The sequence below is a fragment of the Viscerimonas tarda genome (assembly GCF_054601255.1).
Window position 1 is genome coordinate 152,433 of record NZ_BAAHWV010000004.1, and the last position, 11,858, is coordinate 164,290.

The 11,858-nt window shown below is 42.1% G+C and carries 12 protein-coding genes; 7 read left to right on the forward strand and 5 right to left on the reverse strand.

Going from position 1 to position 11,858, the window contains the following annotated elements; all coding sequences use genetic code 11:
- Positions 1-549 precede the first annotated feature (549 nt).
- The 5 genes from ACYPWY_RS02990 to ACYPWY_RS03010 all read right to left on the reverse strand — a co-directional run bounded on the left by ACYPWY_RS02990 (position 550) and on the right by ACYPWY_RS03010 (position 6,181).
- Positions 550-2,859 carry a GH92 family glycosyl hydrolase gene (locus ACYPWY_RS02990; protein WP_459683947.1) on the reverse strand — a complete coding sequence of 770 codons (2,310 nt, stop codon included), beginning with the start codon at positions 2,857-2,859 and terminating at the stop codon, positions 550-552.
- The gene (locus ACYPWY_RS02995; protein ID WP_459683948.1) at positions 2,856-4,259 is read right to left on the reverse strand and encodes a GDSL-type esterase/lipase family protein; all 1,404 of its coding nucleotides are present in this window, start codon (positions 4,257-4,259) and stop codon (positions 2,856-2,858) included. The genes ACYPWY_RS02990 and ACYPWY_RS02995 overlap by 4 nt, the downstream gene beginning before the upstream one ends.
- 476 nt (positions 4,260-4,735) lie before the next feature.
- Positions 4,736-4,963, reverse strand: coding sequence for a DUF2442 domain-containing protein (locus ACYPWY_RS03000; protein WP_459683949.1), 228 nt, complete (start codon positions 4,961-4,963; stop codon positions 4,736-4,738).
- A gap of 140 nt (positions 4,964-5,103) precedes the next feature.
- A complete protein-coding gene (locus ACYPWY_RS03005; RefSeq protein ID WP_459683950.1) occupies positions 5,104-5,883 on the reverse strand; it encodes a class I SAM-dependent methyltransferase in 780 nt (259 codons plus the stop codon).
- Positions 5,884-5,977: 94 nt separating this feature from the next.
- The gene (locus tag ACYPWY_RS03010) at positions 5,978-6,181 is read right to left on the reverse strand and encodes a hypothetical protein (RefSeq protein WP_459683951.1); all 204 of its coding nucleotides are present in this window, start codon (positions 6,179-6,181) and stop codon (positions 5,978-5,980) included.
- Between the two features lie 107 nt (positions 6,182-6,288).
- Here ACYPWY_RS03010 and ACYPWY_RS03015 point away from each other — a divergent pair, with 107 nt between their 5' ends.
- The 7 genes from ACYPWY_RS03015 (at position 6,289) to ACYPWY_RS03045 (ending at position 11,500) form a co-directional block, all read left to right on the forward strand.
- A complete protein-coding gene (locus tag ACYPWY_RS03015) occupies positions 6,289-7,197 on the forward strand; it encodes a leucine-rich repeat domain-containing protein (RefSeq protein WP_459683952.1) in 909 nt (302 codons plus the stop codon).
- A gap of 29 nt (positions 7,198-7,226) precedes the next feature.
- Complete coding sequence (locus ACYPWY_RS03020; RefSeq protein ID WP_459683953.1) at positions 7,227-8,387, forward strand: thioredoxin-like domain-containing protein; 1,161 nt, start codon at positions 7,227-7,229, stop codon at positions 8,385-8,387.
- Between the two features lie 148 nt (positions 8,388-8,535).
- Positions 8,536-9,006 carry a transcription elongation factor GreA gene (greA, locus tag ACYPWY_RS03025; RefSeq protein WP_459683954.1) on the forward strand — a complete coding sequence of 157 codons (471 nt, stop codon included), beginning with the start codon at positions 8,536-8,538 and terminating at the stop codon, positions 9,004-9,006.
- Positions 9,007-9,040: 34 nt separating this feature from the next.
- Positions 9,041-9,433 (forward strand): HIT family protein, encoded by a 393-nt coding sequence (locus ACYPWY_RS03030; RefSeq protein ID WP_459683955.1) that lies wholly within the window; start codon positions 9,041-9,043, stop codon positions 9,431-9,433.
- A 174-nt stretch (positions 9,434-9,607) separates the two neighbouring features.
- On the forward strand, positions 9,608-9,847 hold the full coding sequence (locus ACYPWY_RS03035; RefSeq protein ID WP_459683956.1) for a hypothetical protein: 240 nt from the start codon (positions 9,608-9,610) through the stop codon (positions 9,845-9,847).
- Positions 9,848-10,088: 241 nt separating this feature from the next.
- Positions 10,089-10,688, forward strand: a complete 600-nt coding sequence (locus tag ACYPWY_RS03040) for a hypothetical protein (RefSeq protein WP_459683957.1) — start codon at positions 10,089-10,091, stop codon at positions 10,686-10,688.
- A 506-nt stretch (positions 10,689-11,194) separates the two neighbouring features.
- Positions 11,195-11,500, forward strand: coding sequence for a DUF1573 domain-containing protein (locus ACYPWY_RS03045; RefSeq protein ID WP_459683958.1), 306 nt, complete (start codon positions 11,195-11,197; stop codon positions 11,498-11,500).
- The last annotated feature ends 358 nt before the right edge of the window (positions 11,501-11,858 follow it).

Consider the following 11,858-nt stretch of genomic DNA (forward strand, 5'->3'; position numbering starts at 1 on the left):
AGCGATTCCCCGCCATCGTAGCGTGCCGTCAGGTACGCCACGTTGCATCTCGTACCTGCGCATGAAAAAAGATGACAACAAAACATTTCTACCAACATTATGTTCCTAACGGAACAGGAGAAACATGACTTACGGATTGACGGTCAATTTTCCCTGCCAAGTCACGCAGGGTTTTACGACAATTGTCCGTAGGACATCCATATCAATAGAAAAATAGCATTACAATTAGCCATTTTCCCCGTAGGGGATACACGGAAACGGTGAATGTCCTACGGACAATATTATGGAGGATTAGCCTGTTTTCTATTGATATGTAAGCCCGACGGGCTATGATTTCGAGGGTTAAACACAGGGTTTTGCTGGTGATCCCTCTAAGAGGACTGCCTCAACAGTCTATCATCCCGTACCTGACACGGGATCTCCTGACAAACATCATCTGACTGCCAGAGAGATTGCGGTTCGGAGCCTGCAATTGGAGCGGAGCGTAAATCGGCCCGAGCCAATGACAACCTCGGAAAGGCTCTTGAGACAGCCTCGTTTTTCTCAGTTCTATTTCACTCCCCAGTTCTCATTAGGAGTAGCGCCCATTTCAAGCACCAGTTTACCGCCTTTCATTATGTCGTAGTAATCAATAAAACACTTGTTGTAGGGCTTCCCGTTTAATGTGGCGGATTGTATGTAAACATTCTCGGGTGAATTGTTGATGGTTGTTACCGTGAATTTCTTTTTGTTTTTCAGGTTCAATACTATTTTGTCGAACAGCGGACTGGTGAGTTCGTAACGCGTTTCGCCCGGACAAACGGGGTGGAAACCGGCAGCAGCCAAAACAAACCAGGCCGACATCTGTCCGGCATCTTCGTTACCCACCAGACCAACAACCGCATTTTTATAGGCATGTGTGCAGATAAAGCGCGTCCACTTCTGCGTTAACCAGGGTTGTCCCAGCCTGTTGAAGAGGAAAGGAACGTGATGAACCGGTTCGTTGGCATGATTGTAATAGTTGTTCCAAAGCATGTCTTCGGGCATTTTATTGAAGAAATCGGCCAAATCAAGCCTTGTTTTATCCAGTCCGCCCATCAACTCAACCATTCCGTCAACATCGTGGGGGACGAACCATCCTTGCTGGTAGGGATTCGATTCTACCGAACCGTAGCTTTCCCTTAACCGCCCTTGTTCAGGCCAGTCTTCCCAACTGCCATCGTTTCTGCGAACGCGGAACCAGTCTTTCTCTTTGTCAAATACGTTTTTGTAGAACAAACTCCGTTCGGTATAGCGGGCTTCATCGTCTTTTTTACCCAATTGCTTGGCCAGTCGAGCGATACACCAATCGGCATACGCATATTCCAATGTATTCGAGATGCCGTTATTGCCGCTGAAATAGCCCCTGGCAGGCGTTCCCAGTTTTTTGCTGTGATTCACAGCATAGGTGTAGGCTTTCTCCACATCGTAATTGCGGATGCCTTTTACATAAGCATCGGCCAATACGGATGCCCCCGGATTACCCACCATACAACCGCTGTATGCATTGAAAAACTCCCAGCGTTCGAGGTATTCTTCCCCATTTTGTTCGGCGAGTGTGGTCAGGGAATTTATCTGGTCGTTTACGAGTTGCGGGTCGATAATGGTTTGAAGCGGGAATTGGCTGCGAAAAACATCCCATCCGCTAAAGATTGTCCGTTTGGTAAAATCGCCGGAGGTGTGTATCGTGTTGTTTGGCCCCGGATACCGGCCATCCACATCCGACACAATACGCGGGTCGATCATGGTATGATAAAGGGCGGTATAGAAAATAGCCTTTTCTTCTTCCGATTTACCCGTAACCTGCATCACGCCCAGGGCCTTATTCCACAATTTTACTGCCGCCTTATGCACATCGTCAAAACTTTTGTTAGCCAATTCTTTCTTAAAATTCTTTTCTGCTCCTTCCATATCAACAAACGAAATACCTGCCGTAAGCGTAAGCTCTTCGTTGCTTTTGGTCGGAAATTCGGTGAAGAAGCCGATGTGTTTTCCTTCCAGTTCCTTCTTATCGCGAATGATTTCGGATTGAGCGACACGTTTGAGGTAATCGGGACTGGTAGCCTCACCCAAGCGGCGTTTCCAATCGTCTGGAATATCGGCGCTCCAAAATCCGTAACTGGTCAGGGGTTTGCTGAATTTGGCGTAGAAATAAACGGTATAGTTGGGCTTTCCGCTGCCGTTGCCCCAGCCTCCGCCGTTGGGCGTGCATTTCATCCAGCCACGGATGGTGTAGTCATCCTCCACTTTTATATATTGACGAACCGATGTTCCGCCAACACGCCGGGCTAAATCCACCTGAATGCGCGAGAGTTCATTTTCGGGAAAAGTAAAGCGCAGAACACCCCCATGCGGCGATGCCGTTGCTTCGGCTTTTATATTGTAATCGGTCAGCAACACCGAGTAATAACCTGCGGCGGCTTTCTCCGACTGCTTGTCGTAAAACGAGCGGTATCCTTTCAAATCGAGATTGTTTTCTTTTCCGGCAACCGGATAGAATTTTCCGGTGGTGGGCATCACCAGGAAGTTGCCCAAGTCGCCGTACCAACCCACCCCGCTCATTTGGGTGAATGCAAAACCCTCGATAGTTTTGTGTTCGTCGCTATAACCCGATCCATTGTCGCCGCCTGTAATGGTGTTGGGGCTGACTTGCGCCGTTCCGAAAGGAGTTGCCGCCCCCGGAAAAGTTTTGCCCAGTCCGTGATTCGCCCGGGCAATAGCCGTATTGGTACTGGCGCCTATCATCGGATTCACATATTGTGCCGGACTGTTATTGTCTGCGGCAAAAGTGAAGACTGAAAGCAGAAAACAAGCAGGTAAAACAGAAATTATCTTTTTCATTTTTTGTAACAATTTTGGGTAATAAAATCAACTATCGGAGTGGGGTTTGGAAAACTGTGCGGGTGGTGTTTAAACCCCTTCTTCACCATCACCGTGATGCTGCCGCCTGCCGCTTTTATCTTTTCCTCGAACGAGAAAGTTTGGGTGGGCGATACTGCCTCGTCCTGGTCGGCGCAAAGTATCAGTATGGGATAGCGGCCTTTCGCAATCTCCTTTATTTTGTCCATGGGGCTTATGTGCGAATTGCGTACACCTTCCAAGCCATCCAGATTATAGGACTTTATAATATCTTGTGTCAGCTTGTCATCCGGTCGGCCATCGGCAAAATAGCGGCAGTCCAGCAGCGGATTGTCCACATACACACCCGCCACCTTACCGGGATTGGCAGCCGCCCAGTTGAAGGCATACATCGCGCCACGGCTCATCCCCTCCAAAATACACTTCTTCGACAAGCCTGCGCTCGTAAGCATTTTGTGGAAACTGTTCCAAATCCGAATAGCTTCGTCGTTTCCCACCAATCCGTTTACATCGCAGTAAACCAAGTGGTAGCCTCTTTCCAACAAGGCAATATCGGTCTGCGGTTCGTGCGCCCAAAAACGGGCTCGCCATATCCAAGGCTTGTTTTTTGCCGCTACCTTAGGCTTAACAACTTTGCAATTCTTCCCTTCCCACTTAAAGTCGGCACATACATAAGCTTTAAATTCGGATAGTTGCACCGGCTGTTTGAACTTTTTGAGAATATCATATTTTTTATCCTGTTTCAGCGTTACCTGTTGATACAGGCGTTGAGCGACAACTCCGGCGCCTTCCTTGTTCGGGTGAACGTAGTCGGGCAGCAGGTCGCGTCGGTCGATAAGTAGCGGATGCATATCAATGGTTTCCACCCCTTCCTCGTAGGCCGCCTGGCTCAGGCGGGGAATAATGTCTTTCACGATAATGGGGTCGTATATCTGCTTTTCGTCGGGTTCAAACGACACATAAGGCAGTATCACTACTACCCGCGGATGCGAAGACAGCGAGGTAAACGAGCGAATCATATCGCGGGTATCGCCAACCAGCTCGTCGTAATGCGCCCGGTTTATCGCTTTCGCATCGTTCGTTCCCAGACTGATAAAAACAATATCGGGAGCGCTATTCAATGCATCCTGATACCTGGCAACCTCCCAATAGGGCAGATTACCTTTTCGCAGCATCGTTCTGCCGCTTACGCCGAAATTTGATACAATGTAATTTTTGCCAAGCAATGCTTGCAGTTGAGCAGGATAAGACTCTTCTTTGGGATTTTTGAGTTTTGCCCCTTCGGTAATGCTGTTTCCCACACAGGTAATTCGGATGACTTTAGCATTTACGCTTGCCATCAGACAAAAGGCAAACACGAATAAGATAAATGTTTTCTTCATGATTGTTTATTAACGATTAAAAAAATATTCCATTAGCTTTCACAAAAGTAGGAAATAATTTTAATGTGCCAATATATCAATGAGAGTAATGTGAATAATGTGCCAATGTTAATAATGTAGAGGCGCGATTAATCGCGCACTTACAAATTAGTAGAGACGTGGCGTGCCACGTCTGTATTTATTCGAATATGCTTGTGCCTAACAAGAATTGAAAAAATACTTTGAAATTGAAAAAATGAATATCTTTGTTATAGCAATAAAACATAACGCAATGGCAACAAAAACAAAAAAACGAAAGTGAGCGGCAAAAAGGAAGATGTAAAAGATTTCGTTCCAAAAGGTAAAATGGCCGACTTTTATAAAGAAAATCCGTATCCTTCTTTAATTGTTCACGATTGGAAAGCTGCGTTAAAGTAGTATGAGAATTTATTTAGATACAAATATTGTTCTTGATTGGCTTACTAAAGAACATCGAATCATAATTCATAGAGAAATTCCGGCGCCATATCAGCGCCATTAGACCACTCAATAGTCCAATCCGAGAGGTGAAATTTTCTAAAAGTCTCAATATCGTTTAATGGCTTAAAAATTCCTTCGGAAAGATGATTTTTTAAATCAACTGTTTTTTTCAAACCATCATTAAATGTAATGGCTACCTTGTATCCATCCACATATCTTGCATCGGTAATCCATACGAGTTTCATGCTTGCTATTATTTTAATGGCGCTATTTTTTCCAGTATTTCTTTATTTTCTATCCGTCGCCAATTTTCCATTAATTCATCACGGTGGATGTCAAATGATAACACCAGCAGATTGATTTTTTTATGATTTTATATGTTAAATTAATTCTTTAAAAGATAGAAGCAGCCGGTTGTAAAGAAGTTTCGGATAAACGGAATTTTCCCGATAAGCGGACTGAGTTTGCGGGGCTTCAAGCCAAATTTAATTTCGTAATGCGGATTGATAAAGTACAATGTTTCCTGAAAAACCGTGTACCCGTTCGCCTTGGCATAACGGCGGAACTGCTCTACTGTTATCCGGCAGTCTTTTATCGACAGCAATTCGTCGATTGTGCTTTTACTCTCTTTTGCAACAGACAACATCCATTTATAAATAGACTTGGGCAGTATGTGGTAAAACGGCAGATGCGACAACAATTTATTCCGGCAAAGTTGCTGGTGTCCACCAAAAGGCATGTACCATGCCGGAAAGGCGAAGTAGATAATCCCATCTTCTTTCATAAACTCCTTGATGTGGGTGAAGAACCGCTTTTTATCGGGGATGTGCTCAATCACATCGCGCACAAGTATGATGTCGAACTTGCCAAGTCCTTCCACATTGAACACGTCATCGCAAAACAGATGCACTTTTTCGTTGTTACCGGCATCCAGAATCCGGCGGGCCTCTGCCACCCTCGATTTGCTGAAATCGAATCCGGTAACCTCACAACCCAACTCCAAGAATGGCAGCAGATTGCCACCGGCGCCACAGCCAATCTCCAACACGCTCATCCCGCCCGAAAGAGGATAGTATGTGTTAATATAAGGAATAATATACTTCTTGGTGGAATACGCCAGTTCATCGAAATACAACTTGCCGTCCAAATGTCTTTTTTGTGTCATCTGTCATATAATTGCTTGTGGCAAAGATAGTGTTTTTTTAGCTTTAAGTTCAAGGTTTCAGGTTCAAAGTTGTAGGGCAAAGGCATGAAAAATTTTACTGCTTATGCCTTTCGGTAAAGTTGCTGATATGAGCAGGAGATTCCTCCCTCTGGTCGGAATGACGGTCTCCTTTTTGGGAGATGAGGTGAGGAAGCGGCGGCGAAGCCGCCGCTTCCTCACCTCTTAAACCACTAACAGGCGAGTCATTCCGACCAAAGGGAAGAATCTCATCCATAATAGTGGGACTAAGATTTTTCATGCTTCTGCCCCGACAAAATAGCCTCTCAAAAAAAAAGAATTAAGCAAAAAAGCCGTATATTTGTGGCTAATAAACAAATTGACTAACAAAAAACAGACGAATTTAATATGAAAAAAGCGATTTATATCCTCATGCTATTGGTGGCCGCCTTGTTTGCTGCTTGTGGCGGTGAGGATGATGATAATAACGGTGGTGGCGCCATTATCAGCACAAATAGTATAAGTTTTGAATATGGACCGACAGACAATAAAACGCTGAGTATAGGCATAACAGGAAGCGATGATGTAATCATTGATTGGGGTGATGGAGAAACCGACTATGTGCGGTCGGGAGCCGTCCATACATACCGATCGACATTGATGCACAAGGTAAGCATTGAAACTGATCATCTAACATCATTTGATCTCTCTGAAATGAACCTTACCGCTACTGCTATTCGGAACCTGAAAATAGGCAATTGTCCCAAACTGGAATCTTTGTCGCTAACGGGATTTAAGGAGATTTCCCTGTTCCAGATTGGGGAGAGTCCGGCATTGAAGAAACTGACCGTTCGGAGCAATCGCGAATTGGGAACGCTAAGCTTAAGTAGCGCCCCTAACTTGGAGGAGGCTTATTGCAGCAATAACAATCTTTGGGTGCTAAGCATCAATAGCGCTACCCGGTTGCGGATATTGGAATGTGATAATAACCAACTGGGCAATATCCATTTAACGTATTTCGGAAAGCTCGAAAGACTTTCGTGCAGCAAGAATCTTTTACCGTCCCTCGATTTAAGGCGGAACCCCGAAATAGCAACTGTTGCCGCCGATGGCAATCAACTGACGGATATTTCGCTTGAGAATAACGGAAAGCTCACATCGTTGTCTGCCAAAAGCAATATGATACCGGCTTCGGCCTTGAACGCGATATTCAGTAAATTGCCCGCAACAGGGGGGTACATTTATGTAAATGGAAATCCCGAAGCAACAGAATGCGACAAAACCATTGCTACGGAAAAAGGCTGGAAAGTAGATTAATTTTTCTCAAAATCAATAGCTAGCATAGTATGAAATTATTTAAAATATGTGTTGTTTTTTCTGTTTGTGTTGTGGCTTTGCTCTCGTGCAGCAAGCAACCGGCATTTACTGTTACAGGAAAAATAAGCGATATACAAAGCGATACGCTTTACCTTTATTTGGAAAAACGAGACTTTAACGCTTCGGTTATCTTAGACTCGGTGAAACTGGACAGGGACGGGGCTTTTGTTTTTAACGCTCCCAGTCCCGAATACCCCGATTTGTATATTTTGAGGTTGGGTAATCAGGCCATCAATTTGTCGGTTGACTCCATCGAGACTATTACGGTGAATGCCTCTCAAAACGGATTCGCGCTAGACTATAACATCGAAGGCTCGGACAATTCTTCGAGTATGAAAGATGTGGCGCTGAGCCGGAACAAACTGCAACAAACAATTGTGGAACTGAGGGAAAAGTACCTGAACAAGTCTATTTCGGCCAGCGAGTACCAGGCCGGATTGGAGGAAGCGGTGGAAAACTATAAATCAGTAGTAAAGAAACTGATACTGACCAATTTGAAAAGCCCGGCAGCCTATTTTGCCTTGTTCCAGAAAGTTGATGATATTCTGATATTTAATCCGTATGAAAAAGACGATTCGCGAATTTATTCGGCAGTAGCAACGGCTTGGGATACCTACTACAAGGAAACGCCCCGCGCAAAATACCTCCGCGATTTCACAATCAATGCCATAAGGGAACGGAAGAGCCTCGAAAAGAAATCGGGACTGATAGAGAATATGCAAGTAGCGGAAAGTTCGGCGTACTTTAAGATTGTATTACCCGACATAAACGATAAGATGGTTTCATTGGAATCGTTGAAAGGAAAGGTCGTTTTACTCGATTTCACGGTTTATCAGGCCGAATATTCGCCCATCCACAGTATAAATATCAACGAAACCTATCAACGGAACAAAGATAATATGGCCGTATATCAGGTATCCTTCGATGCGGATTTGCATTTTTGGAAGAATGCGGCATCGAATCTTCCCTGGATATGCGTGCACGAAGATAAGTCCACCGAATCGGAATTGATAAAACGCTTTAATATTCAGGAGCTACCAACGATGTATTTGTTAAACAAAGAGGGAGAACTGGTTAAAAAGCTGAAAGTGAGCGACAATATAGAAGCCGAAGTAAAGAAGTTGCTCTAAAAATTTGCGAAGTATAAAAAAAAGACTTATATTTGTGCAAGGTATAAATTATGAAGAAGAAAAGGAGTTCAGGCCTTAGTCGGCAAGAATTCTTTTTCTTTTTGTATCTTAAATAAAAATAGAATTGTTAAGTTAAAAAAATGTTGTCATGGCTATTTCTTATATGACTGAAGATGGGTATAAAAAACTGAAAGAAGAAATTAATACCCTTGAAACGATTGACCGTCCGGCAATTTCGAGGCAAATTGCAGAGGCTAGAGATAAAGGCGACCTTTCGGAAAATGCCGAATACGATGCGGCAAAGGAAGCCCAGGGAATGCTCGAAGCAAAGATCGCCAATCTGAAAAACCTGCTGGCGAGCGCCCGGTTAATTGATGAAAAATCAATCGGCACCGAATTTGTTCAGATAATGAATAAAGTTACGATCCGCAATACAAAAAACAATCAGAAAATGACTTACACGCTTGTTGCCGAGAGTGAAGCCAATCTGAAAGAAAACAAAATAGCGGTAAACACTCCTATTGCTCAAGGATTATTGGGCAAAAAGGCCGGAGAGATTGTGGATATAAAAGTTCCATCGGGAGTGCTGTCTTTCGAAATAGTGGAAATAAGCATTTAGTCGTACAAGTTACTCACCTGTTAATTAGGAAGCTATGGCAAGTATTTTCACCAGGATAATCAAAGGCGAGATACCGTCTTACAAGATACACGAAGACGACAGGTTTTATTCTTTTCTGGACATAAATCCAATGGCAAAGGGGCATGTACTGGTCGTACCCAAGCAAGAAATTGATTATATTTTCGACTTGAACGACGCAAGGCTTGCCGAAATGATCCTGTTCTCGAAACGGATTGCCGAAGCCATTCAAAAAGCAATACCCTGCCAGCGAGTAGGGCTAATGGTGTTGGGTATGGAGGTGCCTCACGCCCATATCCACCTGATACCCATCAACAAAGAATCGGATATGAACCTGTCGAATCCGAAATTGAAACTTTCACCAAGCGAATTTGAGGAGGTGGCGGAAGCTATTCGGGAAAACTTATGAGACACCTCTTTTTACTTATGAAGACGGTAAACAAGTGTGGTGGTAACAAGAGAAAGAGTTAAAATAACTATTTCCTAAAAAATATCACATGAAATTATTGCAAATCCAAACTATTTTATGTTATTTTTGGGAAATATAATACTTGGCTAATAACAACCCTGAAAAATAAGCCCCATGAAAATTGGATATCTGCTTCTATTACTGGCATGTACGCTAATTGTATCATGCAAAACCGATCCGAAGAAAACAGAGGCGGGACAGTTATTGAGCGAGTGGGTTGGTAAAACAATCCTGTTTCCCGAAAATACCACGTGTTTTTCAGTCGGTCGGGATAGTATTTGTCCCGGGTTAAATTCAAGACCTTTTAAAGTATCGCTGTATGTGGATTCTACCGAAAGTTCGGGATTTGTATAAGAAAAAGATAACAGGCGAAAAGATTAATAGAGTAATCACATAAGGAAAGAAAGGGCGGAATATTGTCCAACTCCACAAAAGATAAGACAATGCACCCCGCCCCAATTTCCACCCTAACAAAGAAAGGAGGTTATCAGCAGCAAAGGTATAAATAAAAAATGAAGTCTATGTGATTTCGAGACTGTTGAAATGATAAAAAAAGTTAGATATAATGTATTTTAAAAATTAAAATTTAAAGAAAATGAAATTTAATAAGAAGATAATAAGTGCTATTGTAGCTATTGCTTGTATAGTATCTACTGGATTTTTTACACAAGGTTGTGATAATGAGGAAGTATCTACAGCTTCGCAGGTTGACAATCTTGTTGCTTCCGAGGAGTTTCAAGCAGTATTGGCTAATATTGAAACTTTTGGACACAAGATGAAAGTTAGTTATTCAAATTTATCTGTTTCGGATAAAGAAAAATATGACAATTTGAAAGATGAAGCAGATCCAGTTAAAAGACTTGAGAGGATGAGTGAAATCCTTAATATTGATTTTAATGCCGAGTTCTCAAATATTCAGAGTTCATTAACTCCTATACGAAATGACATTAAAAATATTTCTAAAAAAGATTTATTGGCGTCAATAAAAAAAACATCAATCTCAAGAAATCAGGGCTTAGTACCTCGACTTAGAAGCAGTGGCGAATATGATGGATGGTGTGTCGCCGGATGTGCACTCTCGATGACACTTGCGATGATTGTATGTGACGCACTCGGATCTCCGGCTGCTTGGATTGCATGCGCAGCATTGGCTACTGATCTTTATTTATCATGTTGCGAGAATTGTCAAGAATAATTAATAAATAGGCTGTAATTGAAAGATGGTAAAGAACCTCTTTTGATTACAGCCTTAAAACACAAATAATCATGACTGAAAAAGGAAGGGATATTATTATAATACTTTTGGTTGTTGCTTTTTTTACCGCTATGCAAATACAATTATTCTACAATGATAGTTTTACAATTGGGAATATTACTCGGTTAGTTGCGTTGGCAATTGTTTTCACTGCCCAATACCTGAGATATGGAAAACTATCGATTTCAATAATATTGGTTACATCAATATTGTTTATATATATGACGATTTACCAATATATGACGATTTACTCCTAGCGTGATGAAAGCATTTTTATCACGCTGCGGCGTGGCTAAGATAAATCGTTATTCCCCTTTCTGCCTGTGTGTTAATTTATTAATATACAGGCAGTTGGTAAGTAGCGGAAAAATGATAAAAAAATAAAATACATTTCCTTTCTTTTGTGTTTCTTTCTTTTTTCTTGTAATAATCTTCCGCAACTTAAGTTGCTTCCGGAAGTTTATAACTATGGAGAAATAAAGAAAGATAGTTTATACAAAGGCTTTGTAATCATAAAGAATATCGGGAGGTCTGTGTTAATAATAAAAGATGTTTCTCCTGATTGTGGGTGCACAAAAATATTATTGAGTAAAAATGAAATTGAACCTAAGGACACTTGTATGCTAAGTTTTTCATATAATACGTTCTATAAACATGGAAATCAGGAAAATTACATTCTTATAACAGCCAATACCGACTCTATAGTGCATGTGCTACAAATTAGCGCTTTTAATCAAATCAAAGATACATAATTTTCAAGTATATCTAAAATGATATTCTAACTATCTAATATAAAACAAGTTAATTTAATTTCACTGGGGCTGAAAAATAACTTCTTTGTATATTTTCCCCATTTTTCACCCGAATAATAGCCATTTCCCCTAATCTTATGTAGGCAACCATGTAGGCGAAATAAGCCTAATCAGGAGCTATTAAAACAAATTAATTAACATGTTTACCATTAATTTTAAGAGCAAGGCAAGCAAACGCGAGGCAAATCACATTTCTGTCGAAATGATTATCTATTGTCCCGGTTACGCTCGCGTGCCAAAGGTAACAACTATTACCGGATTAGCCAAAGACTGGGACGAGAAAGGCCAGTTATTCCAC

Coding starts and splice junctions, on each gene's coding strand:
- ACYPWY_RS03005 (WP_459683950.1), bottom strand. CDS start 5,883: ATGACACAAAAAAGACATTTGGACGGCAAGTTGTATTTCGATGAACTG.
- ACYPWY_RS03000 (WP_459683949.1), bottom strand. CDS start 4,963: ATGAAACTCGTATGGATTACCGATGCAAGATATGTGGATGGATACAAG.
- greA (WP_459683954.1), top strand. CDS start 8,536: ATGGCTATTTCTTATATGACTGAAGATGGGTATAAAAAACTGAAAGAA.
- ACYPWY_RS03035 (WP_459683956.1), top strand. CDS start 9,608: ATGAAAATTGGATATCTGCTTCTATTACTGGCATGTACGCTAATTGTA.
- ACYPWY_RS03020 (WP_459683953.1), top strand. CDS start 7,227: ATGAAATTATTTAAAATATGTGTTGTTTTTTCTGTTTGTGTTGTGGCT.
- ACYPWY_RS03010 (WP_459683951.1), bottom strand. CDS start 6,181: ATGAAAAATCTTAGTCCCACTATTATGGATGAGATTCTTCCCTTTGGT.
- ACYPWY_RS02990 (WP_459683947.1), bottom strand. CDS start 2,859: ATGAAAAAGATAATTTCTGTTTTACCTGCTTGTTTTCTGCTTTCAGTC.
- ACYPWY_RS02995 (WP_459683948.1), bottom strand. CDS start 4,259: ATGAAGAAAACATTTATCTTATTCGTGTTTGCCTTTTGTCTGATGGCA.
- ACYPWY_RS03030 (WP_459683955.1), top strand. CDS start 9,041: ATGGCAAGTATTTTCACCAGGATAATCAAAGGCGAGATACCGTCTTAC.
- ACYPWY_RS03015 (WP_459683952.1), top strand. CDS start 6,289: ATGAAAAAAGCGATTTATATCCTCATGCTATTGGTGGCCGCCTTGTTT.
- ACYPWY_RS03040 (WP_459683957.1), top strand. CDS start 10,089: ATGAAATTTAATAAGAAGATAATAAGTGCTATTGTAGCTATTGCTTGT.